At 57.9% G+C, this 19,160-nt stretch carries 18 protein-coding genes and 2 pseudogenes; 4 read left to right on the top strand and 16 right to left on the bottom strand.

All coding sequences use genetic code 11. The features are described from left to right. Positions 1 to 53: 53 nt before the first annotated feature. Positions 54 to 1,166: a BMP family ABC transporter substrate-binding protein gene (locus LJ655_RS25920; protein ID WP_230564034.1), complete on the bottom strand. Its 1,113-nt coding sequence runs from the start codon at positions 1,164 to 1,166 to the stop codon at positions 54 to 56. Between the two features lie 154 nt (positions 1,167 to 1,320). On the opposite strand from LJ655_RS25920, the gene LJ655_RS25915 reads away from it, so the two are divergent. Continuing rightward, positions 1,321 to 1,542, top strand: a complete 222-nt coding sequence (locus LJ655_RS25915; protein ID WP_230564033.1) for a DUF1016 N-terminal domain-containing protein — start codon at positions 1,321 to 1,323, stop codon at positions 1,540 to 1,542. Between the two features lie 139 nt (positions 1,543 to 1,681). On the opposite strand, the gene LJ655_RS30410 is transcribed toward LJ655_RS25915, so the two are convergent. From LJ655_RS30410 to LJ655_RS25835, 15 genes and pseudogenes are all read right to left on the bottom strand, one after another. Next, positions 1,682 to 2,041 carry an SDR family NAD(P)-dependent oxidoreductase gene (locus LJ655_RS30410; RefSeq protein ID WP_425605839.1) on the bottom strand — a complete coding sequence of 120 codons (360 nt, stop codon included), beginning with the start codon at positions 2,039 to 2,041 and terminating at the stop codon, positions 1,682 to 1,684. 33 nt (positions 2,042 to 2,074) lie between these two features. Next, positions 2,075 to 2,629, bottom strand: a complete 555-nt coding sequence (locus LJ655_RS25905) for a hemerythrin domain-containing protein (protein WP_230564032.1) — start codon at positions 2,627 to 2,629, stop codon at positions 2,075 to 2,077. Between the two features lie 33 nt (positions 2,630 to 2,662). Further along, complete coding sequence (locus LJ655_RS25900; protein WP_230564031.1) at positions 2,663 to 3,193, bottom strand: cupin domain-containing protein; 531 nt, start codon at positions 3,191 to 3,193, stop codon at positions 2,663 to 2,665. Positions 3,194 to 3,207: 14 nt separating this feature from the next. Then, positions 3,208 to 4,329 carry an alcohol dehydrogenase catalytic domain-containing protein gene (locus LJ655_RS25895; protein ID WP_230564030.1) on the bottom strand — a complete coding sequence of 374 codons (1,122 nt, stop codon included), beginning with the start codon at positions 4,327 to 4,329 and terminating at the stop codon, positions 3,208 to 3,210. 73 nt (positions 4,330 to 4,402) lie between these two features. Continuing rightward, entirely contained in the window at positions 4,403 to 5,470 is a 1,068-nt protein-coding gene (locus tag LJ655_RS25890; RefSeq protein ID WP_230564029.1) for a porin, read from the bottom strand. Positions 5,471 to 5,611: 141 nt separating this feature from the next. After that, positions 5,612 to 5,830, bottom strand: a pseudogene (locus LJ655_RS25885) (4-hydroxy-2-oxovalerate aldolase); the annotation flags it as partial. After that, positions 5,818 to 5,982, bottom strand: a pseudogene (gene mhpB, locus LJ655_RS25880) (3-carboxyethylcatechol 2,3-dioxygenase); the annotation flags it as partial. The pseudogenes mhpB and LJ655_RS25885, both read right to left, overlap by 13 nt. Positions 5,983 to 5,991: 9 nt before the next feature. Next, positions 5,992 to 6,225, bottom strand: a complete 234-nt coding sequence (locus LJ655_RS25875) for a lipocalin-like domain-containing protein (protein WP_230564028.1) — start codon at positions 6,223 to 6,225, stop codon at positions 5,992 to 5,994. A gap of 38 nt (positions 6,226 to 6,263) precedes the next feature. After that, positions 6,264 to 7,592 carry a M20 family metallopeptidase gene (locus LJ655_RS25870; protein WP_230564027.1) on the bottom strand — a complete coding sequence of 443 codons (1,329 nt, stop codon included), beginning with the start codon at positions 7,590 to 7,592 and terminating at the stop codon, positions 6,264 to 6,266. Positions 7,593 to 7,602: 10 nt separating this feature from the next. Continuing rightward, positions 7,603 to 8,628 (bottom strand): FAD-binding oxidoreductase, encoded by a 1,026-nt coding sequence (locus LJ655_RS25865; RefSeq protein ID WP_230564026.1) that lies wholly within the window; start codon positions 8,626 to 8,628, stop codon positions 7,603 to 7,605. A gap of 35 nt (positions 8,629 to 8,663) precedes the next feature. Further along, on the bottom strand, positions 8,664 to 10,070 hold the full coding sequence (locus LJ655_RS25860; protein ID WP_230564025.1) for an amidase: 1,407 nt from the start codon (positions 10,068 to 10,070) through the stop codon (positions 8,664 to 8,666). Between the two features lie 175 nt (positions 10,071 to 10,245). Beyond that, positions 10,246 to 11,616 carry a Rieske 2Fe-2S domain-containing protein gene (locus tag LJ655_RS25855; protein ID WP_230564024.1) on the bottom strand — a complete coding sequence of 457 codons (1,371 nt, stop codon included), beginning with the start codon at positions 11,614 to 11,616 and terminating at the stop codon, positions 10,246 to 10,248. Between the two features lie 718 nt (positions 11,617 to 12,334). Then, entirely contained in the window at positions 12,335 to 13,402 is a 1,068-nt protein-coding gene (locus LJ655_RS25850) for an AraC family transcriptional regulator (RefSeq protein ID WP_230564023.1), read from the bottom strand. Between the two features lie 266 nt (positions 13,403 to 13,668). Next, positions 13,669 to 14,412, bottom strand: coding sequence for an SDR family NAD(P)-dependent oxidoreductase (locus LJ655_RS25845; RefSeq protein ID WP_230564022.1), 744 nt, complete (start codon positions 14,410 to 14,412; stop codon positions 13,669 to 13,671). A 470-nt stretch (positions 14,413 to 14,882) separates the two neighbouring features. After that, complete coding sequence (locus tag LJ655_RS25835; protein WP_230564021.1) at positions 14,883 to 15,617, bottom strand: GntR family transcriptional regulator; 735 nt, start codon at positions 15,615 to 15,617, stop codon at positions 14,883 to 14,885. 71 nt (positions 15,618 to 15,688) lie between these two features. Between LJ655_RS25835 and LJ655_RS25830 the strand changes: the two genes are divergently transcribed. From LJ655_RS25830 to LJ655_RS25820, 3 genes are all read left to right on the top strand, one after another. Continuing rightward, positions 15,689 to 16,837 (top strand): mandelate racemase/muconate lactonizing enzyme family protein, encoded by a 1,149-nt coding sequence (locus LJ655_RS25830; protein ID WP_230564020.1) that lies wholly within the window; start codon positions 15,689 to 15,691, stop codon positions 16,835 to 16,837. Between the two features lie 35 nt (positions 16,838 to 16,872). Further along, positions 16,873 to 18,132 (top strand): ABC transporter substrate-binding protein, encoded by a 1,260-nt coding sequence (locus LJ655_RS25825; RefSeq protein ID WP_230564019.1) that lies wholly within the window; start codon positions 16,873 to 16,875, stop codon positions 18,130 to 18,132. Positions 18,133 to 18,208: 76 nt separating this feature from the next. After that, entirely contained in the window at positions 18,209 to 19,150 is a 942-nt protein-coding gene (locus tag LJ655_RS25820; protein WP_230564018.1) for a carbohydrate ABC transporter permease, read from the top strand. Positions 19,151 to 19,160: the final 10 nt, after the last annotated feature.

The raw sequence follows: 19,160 nt of genomic DNA, 5'->3' as shown, positions 1-19,160 counted from the left end.
CAATCCGGCGGAGCCCAAACGGTGTCCCCTCCGTTTTAGCAGTGTTAGCCAAGTTACCTGGGCAACGAGCCGTCGACGCCCTGCACGAACCAGTTTAGCCGCAGCAACTCGCTGTCCGGCAGCGACGTGCCGGCTGCCACCTTGATCGCGCCGCTCTGATCCCTGATCGGTCCGGCGAACGGATCGAATTTGCCGGCGATGATCTCGTCGCGCTTTTGGGCCAGCGCTTTTTGCGCGGCGGGCGACACCGCTGCGGTGTTGATGTCGGCGAGGTCGATTGCTTTTTCCTTGAGCCCCCACCAGGTCGGCGTGTTGGTCCACGTGCCTGATTGCACCTGTTCGATCAGGTGCGAGTAGTAGACGCCCCAGTAGCTCACGCATGCGCCCAGCTGCGCGTTCGGGCCGAACTTCTTCATGTCCGAGTCCCAACCGAATGCGTGCACTTTCTTCTGCTCGGCCGTCTGCATCGTCGCCGTCGAGTCGGTGTTCTGGATCAGCACATCCGCACCTTGTCCGATCAGTGTTTCGGCTGCCTGCTTTTCCTTGCCGGGATCGAACCAGCTGTTGATCCAGATGATCTTCACTTTCGCGTTCGGATTGACCGAGCGCGCGCCCATCGTGAAGGCGTTGATATTGCGCACCACCTCCGGCACCGGCACCGAGGCGACGAAGCCGAGCGTATTGGTCTTCGTTGTGTAGCCGCCGACGAGTCCGGCCAGATATGCACTCTGGTATGTTCGCACGTCATAGGTCGCGAAATTCGCGGCCTTCTTGAAGCCGGTTGCATGCTCGAAGATCACGTCGGGATAATCCTTCGCGGTTTTCAGTTCAAAATCCTGGAATCCGAAGCTCGAGCCGACAATAACCTTGTTGCCCTTGCTCGCGAGGTCGCGAAACACGCGCTCGGAGTCGGCGGACTCAGGTACATTTTCGACGCGCGTGACCTTGATCTTGTCGCCGAACCTGGTTTCGATGGCCTTCACGCCCTGTTCGTGTGCGTAGGTCCAGCCTGCGTCGCCGGGGTTGCCGAGGTAGACGAACGCGACGCCCATCGGCTCTGCGGCGAGGGCGGTGGGGCTCAAGGCGGCATAGGTGCCAAGTGTGGCCAGAAGCGCAACCGCATGGCGCAGCGCGCGCGCCCCTGCTCGAGCGTATTTTTTTCTCATGGAGTCTCCGGAGACGAGGAAATGGAAGGACCCGAGCCATCTGGCACATGGCCAACGCGTCGCGTCAGCGAAGATGGTGGTAAGCCAATATTGACGCCGAAAATACGGCTAGTTATGTACTGTATAAAGGAATTGATATGAGCGGCGGCGCGCCGTGGCCAGCGCGAATCGCGAGCCGGTAGCGTTGTACTGGCAGATAGCCCGCGATATTTTCGAGAGGCGGCAGAAACAGGGCTGGGGCGCGAGCGTTGTCGACCGGCTCGCAAGCCATCTCAAAACGCTTGTTATCGATAGGGATACATTTTTCGTAAAAACCAGCGTTTCACAAAACGCGTCTCTCCCAGTCGTCACGCTACCTTCATCCCGCTGCCTATAAACTTTCGATGCCGAACGTACCGCCCCCACCCTCCCTTCCCGATACCGGTTTCCTGTCCACGCTGCGCGCGTGGTACGCGGGCGTCGGCTCGTGCGAGGCGGTCGAGCGCTATTGCCCGCAAGCGCTCGAAGGGGACCAGTCAGCGCGCGGCGTGATCGGCCAGATTCGCCGGCAGCTCGCAGGTTTCGCCTTCAGTCGACACCGCGCTGATCTGGCGCGGCAGTTCCAGTGTGCGGCAGGTGAACGGGCGCGCCATCGCAAAGCGGCGACCCCGGCGCTCGACCCAGGGCTTCGTTGGCCTCTCGCGAGGCTGCATCAGCGATATAGATTTCCGCACAGCGCGTTGAGAGACGATGAGGTCACGAACCGAAAGCAATTTATCTTCTGTGCGCCCCGATAAAACCACTGTGGCACCCTCTCGCGCAAATTCCAGCGCTGCGGCCATGCCCATACCGGAACCGGCGCCCGTGATAAGCCCAACTTTGTCTTTGATCAACATCTGATGTCTCTCTCCATATGTCCATCAACACGCTTAAGCGGCTTTGGCGTGAACGTCGTTTTTTGGGTCACCGTCAGGAATGCGCTCTTCATACACTAGATTGCGCCGCAAAACTACTGCCTGCCCGCCGTGCGTTTTACCGTTTATCCACGCGGAGAGCGACGAATCCATATAGTCGGCGTGCCCAGGAAACCAGTCCATCAGCGATTGTGCAAGCCGATGAACGCCCCCCAAACCAATCTGACCAATAGCGGCCAACTGATGTACTTGAAACACTGAGGCAAGAACCTCATCGTGTTGATCGCGATGGCATTTGGAATAGACGTCTGGAAATGCGGTCTTGTCCATCCATTCATGTTCAAGATCGAAGTGGGAAATCAGATGTGCTTCCACCGCCGCGAGAGCGGCCAGTGCGGTTTCCACAGTGCTATAGCGCAATGCCATGACGACGTTCACGAATTCCCTGTGCTCATCATCCATCGGACCGTGGCCGAGAAGCAGGCCATCATTCCATTCCAGCTTCTCGACGTGTCTGGCCGTTCGCTGCGCATTGTGTACGTGATGATCGTTCGATTGCAGATTGCTCATTCTGATTCCCCCAGTCCTATTCTTGACTAATGCCTACTTGCGTGGGGTTCCGAGAAGAATCGAAGCCATCACCGCAGGCTGCGTGCTGCGATTTCGCCAAGCGTGTCTTGTGCCATTCTGAATCACGATATCACCCGCCCGAAGATCACGTGTTTCACCATCATCCAACTCGAGCGTCAATTCGCCGGCCAGGATGATATCGTAGTCAATCGAGTCGGTGATGTGAAATCCCGAACCATCGGGTTCGAAGCATTCAGCGAGACCCGGTAACGCCTCCGCATATTCAGCACCGGCAGCGGCCCCATCGAAACTTGGGTCCGCCATCACCGAATCGGGTGGAAATTGCACAATCATGAAGCGCGAACCATTCAATGCGGGCAGCACTGAGATAGACGTCCCAACCGGATCGCCGCCCGTATGCGGCAATACGTTTGACGGATCGGTAGCCCATACCTGCGTGGTCTTGAATCCCGGCACCGCGGCGAATTCATGGCCTTGCGCTTCGGCGTCACTGAGGATCACAGATTTCCCGTCTCTTTGACCAGTAACAACTCGACGTACCATCTTCTTACTCCCGGTTATTGTGTGATGACCACATTGATAAAACCGCCAGCGCGCTTTTCTGCGTCGCTCAGCGCTTCGTTTGCCTGATCCAGCGTGTACGTGTGGTTTTCGAAAACCGATACGTCGAGCGTACCTGCTTCGATCATGTTCACCAGATCCTGGCCTTCACCAACGGTGAACCACAGCGAACCGATGACCGACAGGGCCGAGCACATCATTTCGTGCATGTTGATCGGCACTTCATTGATCTGTGCGCCGATTTCCACCAGGCGACCGCCACGACGCAGGCAACCCAATGCGTCTTTCGTCACCTGCATGTTGGTCGGACTCGGAGCGATTGCGTCCACCACTGCGTCAACACCAACGCCGCGCGTCTGTTCCTTGGCCCATGCCGCCATGTCGCCCGAACCGGATACGAATGTGGAGATTCGCCGGGGATCGATCGCCTTTACACGAGCCAGCGTTTCTTCGTTGCGGGCAACGACCATGATTTTGGCTGCGCCCATGGCACGTGCGATCAGCGTGGCGCCCAGACCCAGCGTACCCGTGCCGCCGATGATAAGAACGTTCTTGAAGGCAGCAACACCGGCTTTCCGCAGACCCGCGTATGCCGTGCCCAGGTAGCCGAAACGTGCGCCGGTTTCGAAGCTAACTTCATTGCCAAGCTTCACCAGACCATCTGCCGGTGCCGTAGCGTACTGACTGAACCCACCATACGGGTACTGTTCGTAGACCTTCTTCGACTTCGGACCGAAGCCAAAGTAGCCCTGGAACGTATAGGCTTCGCAAAAAATGCTTTCGCCAACGCGACATGCGTGGCACGAACCGCACGAGCGACCCGGATTGATGTATACGCGATCACCTACCTTGAGACCGGTCACTGCGTCACCGACTTCCGCCACGATGCCTGCTGCGTCCAGACCGAAGATTGCCGGAAGATCGGGCAACGTCAAATATGCCTTGTCGTTCGCATAGTTGCTGATGACGTTGCGCAGATTCGGAACCACACCCGACGCTTTCAGCTGAACGATCACATCCGTGGGACGCTGGAGTCTCGGATACGGAATGGTCTCGATTTTGAACTTGCCCGAGGCGTCGTGAACACGCGCAGCTCGCATCGTTTGATTGTTGCTCAACTCTGTGTCTCCTTTAAATGGTTCCCGACGCTCTGTGCGCCAGGAACTTTCATTACGGGTTTCCCGATCCAGATCAGAACGAGTGGATAAGGCCGAGACTGAAGGCCGCCTGGCGGCCACCCGACGCAGGACCCGCAGCCATCAGAATCCATGCGGGTCCACCGGACGACTGCTGGAATGCCAGCGTCGAGAACAGGCTCGTGCGCTTCGACAGCAGGTAGACAACCGAGAGGGTTTCCTGATTCACGTGTTGCTCGTTCAACACATGGTTGCCCTTCTGGTACTGGTACGAGAAGTGCGCATGCAGCGGAGTGGACAATGCGTATGTCACGTCCGCTTCATACACGCCAATACGCGCACCGTTCTGCGTATTAGCCGTATTCGTGTACAGGGCAGCAAATTCAGCGGCACCCAGCATCCACGATGCGCCGACACCGTAGTTCCGAATGCCGTCGTTGCCATTGTTCAGTTCCGGGTACTTGATGTACGTATAGGCACCGTTCAGCGAAAAGCCGCCATTGCGGTAGTTGACGCCAAAGCTTTGCGCCGAGTTCGAACCGAAGTTACCCGCGACACCGCCGAAGCTGTACAGGCCTCCAAAGGAGAAACCGTTGTACGTCGGGCTCTTGTACTTGATGGAATTCGGCACCGCCGAGCCCAAAAGACGGTCGAAGTCGAACGAGCCGTTGCCCGGAATCCGCGGACTGTTCAATTCGAACGAACTCTGACGCAGATTCATCGCGTTGATGATCGGGAATGCAGGACCCCAGCGTTCTGGAACCAGCGAATCGAACATAAAGTCGATCTGATTACCGGCCGTCAGCGTACCCCACTTTTCGTCCTGAAGACCAACGTAGGCCGTATGGCCAAACAGACCGTTGATCATCGCACCGTTGTTCATATTGAACTGACCTTCGAGCTTGAAGATCGCTTTGGTGCCGGCGCCCAGATCTTCGCTGCCTACGAAACCGAACAGATCAGGCGCCTGACTATCCGGATCGATGGACAGCAATTTCTTGCCACCGACATTCGAGGTGTACATGACACCCGAATCGATAAGACCGTAGATCTGAACGGATTGTGCATTGGCATTCGCTGCGACTACCGCACCGATAAGCAATGCACATTGTTTGATTTTCATTACCCACTTCTCCTCACCCATCAGCGCCCGGCTTTTGCTGCGGCACTACGTTTTACGCTATGTCCGTTGGGACTGCGATGTATGACTCCCTCTTCTATGGAGGGAGCCGCTTTCAGAAGTGAAGCCTGAGCGTCACCGTTATTAGTTTCTCGCTTTGAGCAAATCTAAAACCACGTCAACGATCCTGTCCTTTTGACCGCCGACCATACGACGCTTGCCCAGCTCGAACGGAATATCGACCGTGTTCAAGCCGTACTTTTCAGCCGCAACTTCCGAGTCACGCAGGAACGACGAATAGACGCCTGTGTAACCCAGAGTAAGGGTCTCGCGGTCTACCCGCACCGGATGTTGTAGTGATCGGGTGCAAACACGACTACCAGCTCAGGATCGAAGGCACGAACACGTTCCTGCGAGACCGCATTGACCCTGGAAACTTCGGCAACCACTTCGGGCTTAGGATCGAAGTAGCCATGCAAAGGCATATGGAAAAGGCACTCAAGAATAGCTGGGATACCTGAGCCTTAAACGCGTTTGAACGTTAGACGCGCAACGCGAGCTTCCGACGTACCTGCTTCCAGCTTGTGGGTGGTCAACGACAACTGATCGCCGTTCAGTTTTGCACAGCGCTTTTGCTCGCCGCCGACCCAGTTCGGAAACAGGCAATGCTTGACCTTGCGCATCACTACGATGCCATCGACTGACCAGTCATCTGTGATCGTGAGATCGACAAATGGCTGATCCTTATCGTTCTTCATTGGGAGTGTCCTTGCTACTAACTAGCGGGATTCACAACTTACAGACCAAGCTCACTTCGATCACGCGTAAGCGTATCGATCACGGCGTACAGAATCTTTTCAGCGCAGGGCATGAGATCGGGCACATAGGTGGCACCCATACCACCCAATCCTTCAGCGACCGGCATCGGAGCGCCAGTAGCAGGCCACGGCCAACCGATACGCGCAGTCGGCACGCCGTAGCGGCGAAGGGCTGCGCCATCGGTCTGACCAGCCAGATAATCAGGCGTACCGTGCGGACGACCCTCGATATGCTCCCAACCGCGCTTAGCCGACTGAATGATCCAGTTGTCCGGATCAGTTGTGCCGCCTGGGACCGAGCCGTACATTTCCCAATCGAGTTCGATTTCGGGCTGACGAGCTTTCAGATCGGCAATGAACGCTGCGAACTGCGCCTTGACGTCAGCGGGGCTAACTCGAGGATTCACGCGTACGTCAAAAAAGATATCGGTTACAGCCGAAGGGAATGCGGGCCTTTCCATCTGGCCGCCGCGAACCCCTGCAATCCAGCCATGGGGGGCGACAACGCCCGATGTATTGCGCTTCGTGTACTCGGGGAGCCAGGCCTGCAATTCCTGAATCACCGTAGCTGCGGGAACCACGGACGAGCGGAAGCCCGGAACATCATGTGGAATACCTGCGTAGCCCATGGTGCCGCGCACGCGAATCTTGAACCAGGCCATACCAGGCTCTTCGTGGTAGACCCAATTCCACGGCTTCATGATGATTGCGAAATCGGGATACATGCCACGATTCAGCAATCCCAGCACGCCATTGGACATACCCGAATGGCGCTCTTTGATATCGACGGGCATGCCGCCGTCGGCCATACCCAGCAGGAGATTGCCCTTCAACGGGATACCTGCTTCGATCAGCGCCGTGCACACCTCGGTATGCGTAGCAATCATGCCCTTGGGATTCGAAGCCCCGAGGCCAAATACCCAGTCATCGACTTGCTGTGCGTAGGGCTGCACATCCGCCTCCTGCCCCTCGCCCGAAAGAATCTCTTCCTCTTTGGTGCGATCCAGGTGCGTGTCGAGCGGTGCATAGAGCAGCAACGATGCCCCGTCACCCGAACCACGATATTCCCCCATCACCGACCGACTGATCGGAGACAGATCGTGGGTCCTCGTTTCCAGGCCGATTATTCTCATGTGCTGCTGCATGTAATCCGCAGCATCGCGCGTCGCCCCTGTAGGGCTATGGATGTTCGTCAGTTCGAACAGCAGTTGTTGCAGACGTTTCGGGTTCAGATTGGCTTTCGCTTTTTCATACCATTCGTTCTGCTGGGCCGAAAACGGCACCTGTTTCGTAGGATTGAATTCCATGTCCGCTCCTTCAGTTCGACGCAACAAACTGCTCTGCGAAAATCAATTCCGGTTTCACTCCCAGCTCGATCAATCGCGTAGTTGCTGTGTCGATCATTGGCTGGGGGCCGCACAGGTAGGCGACTGTGTTGGGGTCCGTGACGTCCCCTTCCCTGAGTGCCGAGACCGGTGAACCTTGATGCAGGTCTTCGGTGGCGTTGCGATCAACGCAGATGCGGGTCTTCAGCGTGGGCAACCAATGCTGCCGCAACTCGATGTCCTCCAGAGCGAAAAGAGCTTCCGGAACCGCACAGCCGAAACTGAGCAGCATCGGCGGCTTTCTACCCCCTGCCTGCCGGAGACTATCGATCATGGACAGGATGGGGGCCAGTCCCGTACCGCCAGCAACGAAGATGTGCGGGCTACGCTTGTGTTCTTCGCGAAGAAAGAATGCGCCGTACGGACCCTTCAGCTTCAGCACTTGGTCAACCTGTGCCTGATTTTCGAGGAACGTGGACATCGCGCCGTCAGGCAGCAGACGGACCAGGAATTCCATCTTCGGCAGCGTCAGCGACGTAGATGACGGCGAGTACGAACGAAGAACGCCCACGCCCGGCACCGCGATCTGCATGAATTGACCGGGGCGGAATTCAAGCCAATTGCCTTCGGCTAGTTCCACCGTCAGCCGCATGACGTTCGAACCAATGCGCTCGATGGAGTCGATAAAGACGCTGACCTCTTGTGCAACGCTCGATCCCACTTCGCTACCGTATGCGACATTGAACGTGCAATCGGATTCGGCCTTGGTAACGCACAGCAGACGATTGCCTTCCGCGAACTCCGAAGCCAGCAACGTCGAACTCGCACCGGGAATGTTCACGGCCTCGCCTTTTGCGAGCTTGCACGTACAGGAAGCGCAGGCACCGGCCCGGCATTGATACAGCACAGGCACTTCGGCCCTGATAGCAGCATCGAGAATGTTTTCACCGGATTCAGCGGCAAAGGTATGGCTGACACCATCAGCGAAATTAACGGTGATCTGGTGGGCTTGGGTCATGACTTAATCCAGAAGTAAAACGTATTCGATATCAATCAAGCCAATCCAGGCGGGACCTGACGATGCCAATCACTGTGGCTCTGCAGTACCATGCCGACCATACAGAGGAGGTCGTCCTGATACTTGCGGCCGATGAGTTGCCCGCCGATGGGCAATCCCTTGTCTGTGAATCCGATGGGTACCGACAATGCCGGATGACCCGAAGCGTTGAACGGCGATGTAAACTGAATCAGCCGCCGATTAGCTTCGGGGTCCGAAGCAAGACCCGCCAACTGTTCGTATGTCGGAGCCGCATACGGCTGCACCGGAGCCAATACAATGTCGACCTCTGCGAATACAGCGTCCATCTCGCGCGTGAACTGTTGAGCTTCACGAATAATCCGCTCGTAGTCCACGGCTTTGAGTTCGCGTCCCTGATCAATCAAACGGGATAGTGCGGGACCGTACTCACCGGCTTTGCTGGGGTATGTCGCTTCATGAGCAACAGCCGTTTGAACCCCGCAATGAAGCTCCCAGTCGGAACTGGTATTGCGTGTATCCGGAACCTTGATGCTCTTGATCGTTCCACCTGCTTCGGCGAGGATTACCTTGACCTGTTGAATTGCACACTGAATCACTGGATCGACGCCATCCGAAATCCACGATTCATCCATGCCAATTCGCAATCCCTTAAAGCCTTTCAGGAAATCGGCGAATCGTTTTTCGTCAATGGTGGCGAGCAACCGTTGTGTATCGTGTCCGCCGATAACTGCAAGAAGAAGAAGCACATCTCGGGCAGAGCGAGCCATGGGACCCACGTGGTCCAGCGACGCAGCCAGCTCCATCGCGCCTTTACGACTGATAGTTCCGTAGCTGGTCTTTAATCCAGTCAGATTGTTAGCTGCACTAGGGAAGCGCACCGAACCACCTGTGTCCGACCCGATCGTGCCATAGCACAACCGGGCCGCAGTAGCGACGCCGCAACCCGAGGATGAAGCGCCGCACCAGTGCGCAGCACCCCACGGATTAACCGGGTCAGGGATTGTCGGATGGTGGATGGCGAATGCGCCTTCCGTCATTTGAAGCTTACCCAGCATGACCGATCCTGCATCCTGCAGGCGTTGCACAACCGTCGCGTTCTCCGCAGGTACGCGCTGTGCATGAACCGGCATACCGCCTGCGCTAACTACGCCCTGGGTATCGAACAAGTCTTTAACTGCGAGCGGAATACCGTGCAAGGGACTTCTGACGTCCCCGGCTTGCATCTCTTTCGCCGCCTGCTCCGCTTGCTGCATCGCTAATTCCGGAGTCACGCGTGCATAGCTTCGCAAATCCGTATCCAGCGCATCTATGCGGGCGAGTTGTGCCTTCGTAACGTCGATCGGGCTGACTTCGCCTTTGCGAATCAGCAACGACAGATCATAGATTTCGAGGTTATGCAGATCGCTTGGAAGGCTGCTCATAACGGACTAGAAGGCTGAGGATAGTTAATTTAGGTCGAGGCCCAGACGCACACCGAAACGAGAATGAAGACCGGGGGGAGCAAACGTGATCTCCATCCTCATGACTGAGCGTCAGGGGTACTGTGGGGAACCGCTTTGTCTGGGGTTCGACAGCCGAACCCCAGTCAATAAAGGTTTAGAACCAAACCTGATCCACGAAGTAGGCGGGGCGCTTGCCGTCAGCCGTGTCTTTGAAGCGTGTGCTGTGGGTCTTCACTGCTCCGAACGTGCCCTTGCCCGGTTTCGCGATCCCACGATTGTGGCGCGAGGCCAGCTTGCGCCACGTGACGGGCGAAATATCGGTCGAGACCAGCTGTTCGTCGTCCCAGCCCGTGCCGTCGGCGTAGAAGTGCTGCATTGCTTCGCGAGCGTAGAGATCGCAATCGTTGAACCCGTGCAAGCAGAGTTCCTTGTAAACGCGGTCGAAACGGTACTTGAACTTTTTGCGATCTTCCTCGGTCGGGCAGATGCGGACCAGTACTTCCCAATACTCGTGCGTGTCGTCCGTGATCGGAACGTACCACTCGTACTGAACGACATGCTCTTCCGGCCAGTTTTCGACCATGAGAACGCCCGGCAAAACCACCGACGTACGGTAGAAGCGGCCGTTCAGGTTGTCTATTTTGAGGCCTAGGTCCTTGTTCTCCAGGACAGGCTGCCACTTGTCAGTGAACAGCCATTGCATCATGCCCTTCGGCCCCGTTTCGTCCTCAACGACTTGAATGCAGTCGTCCGAGACCGGCAGGATGCCCAGCGGGAGCACCCAGTCATTCACGTGGATAATCGAGTTATCCTTGTGAACCAGGATGTGTGCGTTGTCGAAACCGTTTTCGCACGCGATACGCCAGTTGCCGAATCCTGTACGGTGCATACCGTGCGCTACTGCACCCTCGTCGAGGATCGACGGGGCCGCGGGCCACAGGGGGTGGGGAAAACGCTCACTGTTTTCCGGGAAACGGAATGGGAGGTCGTCCGACAGCGGCGGAACGTCTTCGAGCGGGAAGTCGTCTTCACGCACGAATACGAAGATCATGCCCGCGACTTCTTCAACCGGATACGTCGTGATGCCGGTCGTGCCGATCAGCTTGTCTTGCGGGTTGGCGACGATGGTACTGAGCTTGCCGTCGTCCAGATTGAACGTGAAGCCGTGGTACCAGCACGTGATCGTTTCCTTATTGAAACACATCGGCTTTTCGGACAGGCGAATGCCGCGGTGCACGCACTGATCCTTGACGGCGAAAACCTTGCCGTTGACGCGACGCAGCGCGATCGGGACGCCTGCGATTTGAACGCCCTTCACACTCGGGATGATATCTTCGTCACCGCCTTCGCCATCGACAACTTCCACGAGTTCCTTGCTGAACATCGCCGGGTACCAGTGGTTGATGAAGCCCCATGCTGCGTCTTTGTAGGGCTGATACTGCGATTGCGACTTTGCGTCGTTGTAACGAGTGTCGCTAATCGAATGCTGAGCAACGCGACGGCGAACAACCGGCTGATCGGACATCTATGTGTCTCCTGGATAACGAGGGGAACGTGACTTGAAAACGCTTCATTACCGGTACGGTTTCGCACCGAATCTCCTGCGGACCCGGTGAAGAGTAACCGCAAGGAAATACTATTCCCTCAGCCAGACACAGACACTCCAATGACTACGCGATCTATCCCGTCCATGCATTCAAAATAGGTTCTAGGGTTTATCCTTAGAAGAAAAACGGCGCTCGTGAGAGGGGTTGTTGCGCAAATAGAACGCAAGGGCAAAGTGAGCACCCTGTTTTCGATCCCAAGCGACATGGACTGACTGCGGGTGCTGGCGCGGGTGCGCGAGCGCCTTCATGCCCCTGAGCACGCCCGTGCGATCGTTACTTCAGTCGCCTGCGAAACGCGTCTAAGTCAACCGCAATTCAACCCGGTCGGCCAGGTCGACGGTCGCGGAGAAACGAGACGATGCAAGGAATAGGATATAAAGGCGGACGGCGGTGCGATGATGACCGACAAGCCAATGGTGCAGCGGTAGTCAGCCCGCTTAACAGCATGACCCGGGGAATTGTCGGCGACAGTGGTGAGCGGAACGAGCCGATCGAGTCGATATCGATGCTTCCCACGGCATTGCCGTCCCCCCACGATGATCCGACAGGCGATGTGCAAGCGCGAAGGCAGTCCCGAGGCAGTTCCGAATGCAGCGGGGATCGATATTGGCGGCTCCAGTCGCTCGGTTAATCGACCTAGCGGGCCAGTGTTTCACCCGGACTCTCGCCGAACCAACGTTTGTAGTCAGTGGTGAAGTGCCCTAGATGAGCGAACCCCCACTGGTACGCTACTGCTGTAACTGTTGTGTTCTTAGGATCGCACTTCAACAACTGCTCCCGCACCCGATTGAGTCTGATGCTCTTTAACAGGTGCATGGGTGACGTGTTTCGATACTTGCGGAATCCTGTGTATAACGAACTGGTACTCACTCCTACGTGCTCCGCAATGCTCCCTACCGTAATCGGCTCATGAGCGCGCTCTTCGATGAACAGCTCTGCTTTCCTAATAAAAGCCGGGGTGACCGAACGCGAGCGATCCTGATTAAGTGCCGAGCTGTGATTGCTTGCCTGACTGACGAGCAATAGCGAGCCAATCATGTGCTCGATTTGTGCCGCCAACAAAGGCGATGGCGATTGAGTACCATCCACGTAATCGAACAACCATTGCATGGTGGAAGCCCACCGCCTGCCGGCTGCGGAATCCAGCGGCATAGCAGTTTCAAATTCCACCTTGGTCTGCGCACCGTTACCGAGATGCTGCCCACACAGACGTTCCACCAGATCGCGATCAATGCGGAGAATCAGTTTTTCAGTACCCGTCCCGTGATTGATTTCGTGTTGTTGCCTGGCGTTAAGTATCGTACCGACCGTGGGCGACGAGTTGATAGTCTCGTTGCCATGGATGATGCGCTCACCGCCACTTAGCGGCACCTGAACCAGATAAAAATCATCGAACGTATCAGGTCGGATTGTGACTTCGCCACCGTAACTCATTCGTCCGATGCCGATGGAGCCATACTTCCGATACAGCAGGCGTGCATTGAGTTCATTTCGAACATCAATGTTTCGAAGTTCGTTTTCGCAAAACGTACGCGCTCCCCACTGTCGGGCTTGCTCTATGTCACGCGTCTGAAACAGCTCAGCATCAGATGAGGGGTTGGATTCGTCATTAGATTCAGCTTGCAACTCGACGCCTCCTTTTGTGTCATCTACTTTATAAGTTGGAAATGTTGAACCAAGGACTTCGGCTGAATTGTTTACCAATATTGCGTTCCGAGCAACAATTCAAAAAAACGCGTTTCCATTTCGACAGGGCGGACTAGCCATGATCCATTGCACTGGTCGAATTCAGCTGCTGACGCAATGCGAACTTTTGAATTTCGTCAGTCGAAGTCCTGGGCAACTCACAGGAGCGCACCGCAGCCATGGTCAGGCTCGTCATTGATCCCGCAAACCGCGGATTCCGCTATACGTTTAGGTTTCCTACTGACGGACCCGAAAAAATCACATGGGCTGGCCGGCCAGCCCGATCAGATGCTCATCCCGCCGTCAACCGAGAGCGTCGCTCCCGTGACGTAGGCTGCCTGATCCGCGAGCAGCCACACCACCGCATCCGCCACTTCAACGGGTTGTCCAAGGCGCCGCATCGGGATGATCTCGTCCAGCAGGTGAACGTCGCCGCCAGTCACGCGCATGTAATTGGGCGTCTCGGTCGCCCCCGGGCAGACCGCATTGACGCGAATGTTCTTCTGCGCGTACTCCTTCGCGACCGCGCGGGTGAGGCCGACGACCGCATGCTTGCTCGCAACGTAGTGGGCAATCCCGTCAATTCCGCGCAACCCGAAGATCGACGCGTTATTGACGATCGATCCACCGCCGGCGCGCAGCATCGCCTCCACCTGATACTTGACGCCGTAGTAAACCCCTTTGAAATTCAGGTCGATCACCCATTCAGACTCCTCGACCGAGGTCTGATCGATCGGCTTGAAGTCGGCATGTCCCCCCGCGTTGTTGAACGCGAAATCGAGGCGTCCGAAGCGGGATTCCACGAACGCGACGAGTTCCTGGTTATCTTTCTGGCGCGATACGTCCGCTGCCATCACCTCGGCCTTCCCGCCGAAATCGGCGATTTCTTTCTTCACACTGACCAGCTTGTCCTCCCCGCGCCCCGCCAGTACCACGGTCGCGCCTTGCCGCGCCAGCGCAACCGCCGCAGCGCGTCCCATCCCCGAACCAGCGCCTGTTACGAGGCCAACCTTGTTCGCCATTTGCATCAATAACTCCTTACATTTCGGTCCACGTGCCGAGTTCGCTGCAAAGCGTAACTATTCAATTTTTGCAAACAACTCCATCGGGCGCGGTCTTTATCCCAGGAGTGCAAAGAAATGTGTGAAACGGCGAAATCCTTACGCCACCATCACGCCCCGACCCATCGCCAGCCTGCCCGGCACCGGTGAACTCGCCGTGTTGTGCGACGCTGGCAGACCGGACCGTGCGGACTACGCGCCGACGCCCACGTTGGAAAGTGGTCCCGTGTTTTGACGCAGCCAGTGCGCGTGTGATCGACGGCTTATTTGCCGCGTGGCCCGCCCTCACCGGGAAACGTGCGCTGATCGCAACGGGCCAGCGCGCCTGCGCAATGGCAAATACCGGATCGCGGCGACTCATCGGCACAGGCGTATTTGCGTGTAGCCCTGCGATGCGTCCCAGATACGAGACGTTGTCAAGCGCGTGCGCTTCTCGCTCAATACATCCCGAGATTGCGCTGCAACGCCGCCGCAAAGTGCGCCGTGACGGCAGCTTCGGCGGCATCCGGATCACGCACCCTGCAAGCCTCGAGAATCGCGAGGTGTTCCTTGAGCGTGCGCAGTACTAGCGGCGCAGTGAGCTTGCGTTCGAGACGCAACAGTTTCAGGTAATTGTGCATGCGCCGGTAACTGTTCTCGACGAGCGGATTGCCGAGCGACGTGATGACCGCATGATGCAGCGAGGTTTCGAGCGCTTCGACTTCGGTGAGGTGCCGCGCATTGAGACCTTGCTTCTCGATCGCGGACACCAGCGCGAGATGTCGCTTTTCGAGTGAACGAATCGACTCTTCTTCCGCGGTCTCGGCGAACACGCGGATCGCCGCGCGCTCGATGATGCTGCGGAACTGATACGTTGCCCGAGTGAGTTCGAGCCCCGGCTTGATGAACTGAATGCCCGAGCGCGGGTGAATTGTCAGTACCCCTTCCGCTTCGAGCACGCGCAATGCGTCACGCAGCGGCGCTACGGGTATACCCAGAAGCTGGACGAGTTCCTTCTGCGAAACGAATGCACCGGCAGGCAGTTTGCGCTCGAACAACCCCTCGAGAATCCGCTCGTACGCTATGTCGCTGAGCCGCGCGCCGCCGCTTGCAGTCTCGGTGTCCGGCGAACTTTCCACGGCTGTTTCAGCGGATGCCGGCTCGGCGAGCGCATCTTTTCTCGTTCTACCCACTTGTGATCTCCGATCGTAACGACTAGCATGATATATCAATTACGCCATCTGATCTATCAGGGCACTCCGTCATGCGTATCGTTGACTTCCGTATTACGCGGTTCCAGTTTGCCCGAGATCGGGTAATCGGCGATAGCCAGGTCCGGGCCGACGATGCTCACGTCGTGGCGCTCGAGCTGATCGGTGAGAACGGGCTCACGGGCCTGGGCTTTGCGCAGTCATTGTTCGTGCCGTTGCCGCCCGAAGCGGAAATCGAGCGCATTTTCCGCTTTGAAGTCTGGCCCACGCTGGAAGGAGAGCGGCCGCTCGCACTGGTGCATCGTGTAGCGCGTCCGCGCGGCGGCAACCACCGCGCGTTGACGTTGCCTTTCCATGAAGCAATCCAGGTCGCGCTATGGGACCTGGCCGCGAAGCAGGCTGGCATGCCGCTTTGGCAGATGCTCGGTGCGCGGCGCGACCGGATCAAGGCGTACGCGAGCGGGCTCGACTTTCATCTGAGCGACACCGACTTCGCCGAACTTTTTGGACGTGCCGACGCACTAGGCTACACCGCGTTCAAGATCAAGGTCGGGCACCCGGACTTCGAGCGCGACCTTCATCGCCTCGACTTGCTCAAGAAGCTCGTGCGGGCCGACGCACAGGTCATGATCGATGCGAACGAAGCGTGGTCGCCCAAGGAAGCCGTCGTGAAACTCGAACGCATCCGCGACGCCGGGCACGCCTTGCTCTGGGTCGAGGATCCGACGTTGCGCAACGATTTCGAAGGCCTGCGGCACATCCGGCACAACGCCACGTGGACCGCGCTGAATACGGGTGAGTATCTCGACGCGAGTGGCAAGCGTGCATTGATGGAGGCCGGCGCCGTCGACATCCTCAACGTGCACGGGCAGGTGACGGATGTCATGCGCGTGGGCTGGCTCGCCGCCGACCTCGGTGTGCCGGTCAGCATGGGCAATACCTTCCTCGAAGTGGGCGTGCACTGCGCATGCGCGCTGCCCGACGTCGAATGGCTTGAATACTCGTTCCAGAACTTCGACGCGCTGGTCGAAGAGCCGATCGCCATTGTCGACGGCATTGCGATGGCACCCGATCGTCCCGGACACGGGCTCGAACTCAGCGAATATGCGCGCCGCGAACTACGGCGGCCTGATGTGCTTGACCGCAGCGAGCTTGGCGCGCCACCGCTCTCGAAACCGGCGGCCGTATCGACGGCCGGCTAGGCATGGATTTCAGATAAAAACCATTGGAGACAGCTGTGCGAAGCCCATTCATCTCACGCATCGCGGTGTGTCTTGCCGGACTCACATTTTTCGCCGCCGCCACGGCGCAGACCCTGACGGTCTGGGACTGGAAGTCGAGCGATCCCGTTACGTCGACGTATTTCCAGAAGGTCAAGAAAGACTTTGAAGCCTCGCATCCGGGCGTCACGGTGAAGTTCGTCGGCCAGCCGATCGAGCAGTACTACACGATCCTGGGCACCTCGCTGTCGGCTAACGCCGGGCCCGACGTGTTCCTGATGAACGGCGGCGCGCAGGCACGTGCCCGGATGTCGGACCTCGTCGATCTCAGCGGGCTCGACAAAGGCACGCTCGGGGTGAAGGAGTTTCAGGACGCAAGCGGCAAGACCTATGCATTGCCGCTGACGCTTCAGGGGTTTGTCGTGTATTACAACAAGGCCCTCTACACGCAGGTCGGACTCGATCCGAACAAGCCGCCGAAGAACTGGGACGATCTCAAGCGCGTTTGCGCGGCCTTCAAGGCCAAGGGCGGCAAGATTCCGTGCATTGCGCTCGGCAACAAGGAAGGCTACGGTGCCGAGTTCTTCTTCTCCTCGCTGGCCGCGACATCGATGACACCCGACGAACAGGCGCAATTCGCGGCGGGCAAGCTCAAGTGGTCGAGCCCGCAGGTCAAGGGAATTCTCCAGGCGTGGGTCGATACGCAAAAGGATGGCTGGTATCCGAAGGGCGCGAACTCGACGACGAAGTTCATGGATGAATACGAGCAATTCATGCGCGGCGATGCGGGCAACACGATCGGCCTGATTTCCGATGTCGCGCACTGGAAGCAGTTCGAGAATTTCCTCACGCCCGAAAAGCTCGGTGTCTACAAGATGCCGTCGCCAACCGTTGCGGCCGGCAATCCGCCCGACAATCCCCGTGTGCCCGTGTCCGGCGGTATCGGCTACGGCGTGAACAAGGCGTCGAAGAATGTCGCGCTGGCCAGGCAACTCGTGCAAGAGCTGGCGAGCCCGGCGGCCCTGCAGGTCTTCGCCAACGATGCGGGCGCGCTGCCGGCGAACAGCAGTGTCGACCTCGCTTCGTTCAAGGGCCCGACCGTCAAGATCATTCTCGGATGGCTCAAGGACTCCGCCGTGACGACGACGCTCCTCGGCGCATCGGCGGCTGAGATGGAAGAGTGGCACCGTCAGAGCCAGCTGCTCCTTAATGGCGATACGACGGTCGACAAGGCCGCTGCGCGTATGGATGAAGTCCAGGCGTCGGCAAAGCGGTGATGTGTATAGTGAGGCGAACCGGGCCAGCCGCTGGTGATTGGTGGCACTCGAAGGCACGTTGAAATACGACCCAGACATGTCGAAATCTTCCGCATCTGTGACGAGCGGCGCGGCGCCCGCATCCAGGGCGTCGCCTGCCGTGGCCAGGCCGGGCGGTGACCGTTCGGAGCAGCGCATGGCGTTCGTGCTGTTGCTTCCCGCTTTGCTGCTCGTCATCGTCTTCCGCATCTTTCCGCTCGGATGGGGCGCAGTGCTGTCGTTCCTCGGCGTGACGCCTTCGGGTGCGGTCGGCTTTGTCGGTGTGTCGAACTACGTCGCGCTCGCGCACGATCCGTCGTTCCGCGATTCCATGGTCAACACACTGATCCTGCTCGCCACGCTGCCAATCTGGGTCATGCTGCCGATGGTGCTGGCGATCCTGATTCATCAGGGTGTGCCGGGCGGCAAGGTGTTTCGTGCGGTCTATTTCTTCCCTGCCGTGTTGTCGAGCGTGATCATCGGCTCGATCTTCAATGTGGTCCTGCGATACGACGGCAACCTCAATGCGATGCTCGATACGTTCGGCATCGATGCGGTCGACTGGCTTGGCAACGGTTCGACCGCACTCATGAGCCTGATCGGCGTGCAGATGTGGTCGACCTTCGGCATGGGCGTGCTGATCTTCTTGGCGGGCCTGTCGACGGTGCCCGACGAAATGATCGAAGCCGCGCGGCTTGACGGCGCCAATTTCTGGCAGACGTGGATCTACATCATCATCCCGACGCTGCGGCCGATCATCGAATTCGTGGCCGTCGTCACGACGGTCGGCGTGCTGACGTCGATGTTCGGACTCATCTACGTGCTGACCGATGGGGGTCCCGGCACATCGACGACCTTGCCGGAATTCCTGATCTGGATCGAGCAGGGCAAGATGAATCGCCCATCGTATGCGGCGGCGATCTCCGTGGTGCTATTTGCGCTGATGGGTGGCATTGCATGGCTGCAGATCCGGATCATGACCCGTAACGCGAACCTCTGAGGCTCATGGC

Origin of the sequence: Paraburkholderia translucens, from assembly GCF_020881035.1 — a bacterium.
In the GTDB taxonomy this organism is placed as follows: Bacteria; Pseudomonadota; Gammaproteobacteria; order Burkholderiales; family Burkholderiaceae; genus Paraburkholderia; species Paraburkholderia translucens.
This window is presented reverse-complemented; position numbering and strand designations above follow the sequence as displayed.

Bases quoted from the DNA above. Each gene is read 5' to 3' on its own strand.
- LJ655_RS25900 (WP_230564031.1), bottom strand. From the start codon at position 3,193: ATGGTACGTCGAGTTGTTACTGGTCAAAGAGACGGGAAATCTGTGATC.
- LJ655_RS25890 (WP_230564029.1), bottom strand. From the start codon at position 5,470: ATGAAAATCAAACAATGTGCATTGCTTATCGGTGCGGTAGTCGCAGCG.
- LJ655_RS25855 (WP_230564024.1), bottom strand. From the start codon at position 11,616: ATGTCCGATCAGCCGGTTGTTCGCCGTCGCGTTGCTCAGCATTCGATT.
- LJ655_RS30410 (WP_425605839.1), bottom strand. From the start codon at position 2,041: ATGTTGATCAAAGACAAAGTTGGGCTTATCACGGGCGCCGGTTCCGGT.
- LJ655_RS25870 (WP_230564027.1), bottom strand. From the start codon at position 7,592: ATGGAATTCAATCCTACGAAACAGGTGCCGTTTTCGGCCCAGCAGAAC.
- LJ655_RS25860 (WP_230564025.1), bottom strand. From the start codon at position 10,070: ATGAGCAGCCTTCCAAGCGATCTGCATAACCTCGAAATCTATGATCTG.
- LJ655_RS25875 (WP_230564028.1), bottom strand. From the start codon at position 6,225: ATGAAGAACGATAAGGATCAGCCATTTGTCGATCTCACGATCACAGAT.
- LJ655_RS25920 (WP_230564034.1), bottom strand. From the start codon at position 1,166: ATGAGAAAAAAATACGCTCGAGCAGGGGCGCGCGCGCTGCGCCATGCG.
- LJ655_RS25820 (WP_230564018.1), top strand. From the start codon at position 18,209: ATGTCGAAATCTTCCGCATCTGTGACGAGCGGCGCGGCGCCCGCATCC.
- LJ655_RS25830 (WP_230564020.1), top strand. From the start codon at position 15,689: ATGCGTATCGTTGACTTCCGTATTACGCGGTTCCAGTTTGCCCGAGAT.
- LJ655_RS25865 (WP_230564026.1), bottom strand. From the start codon at position 8,628: ATGACCCAAGCCCACCAGATCACCGTTAATTTCGCTGATGGTGTCAGC.
- LJ655_RS25845 (WP_230564022.1), bottom strand. From the start codon at position 14,412: ATGCAAATGGCGAACAAGGTTGGCCTCGTAACAGGCGCTGGTTCGGGG.
- LJ655_RS25905 (WP_230564032.1), bottom strand. From the start codon at position 2,629: ATGAGCAATCTGCAATCGAACGATCATCACGTACACAATGCGCAGCGA.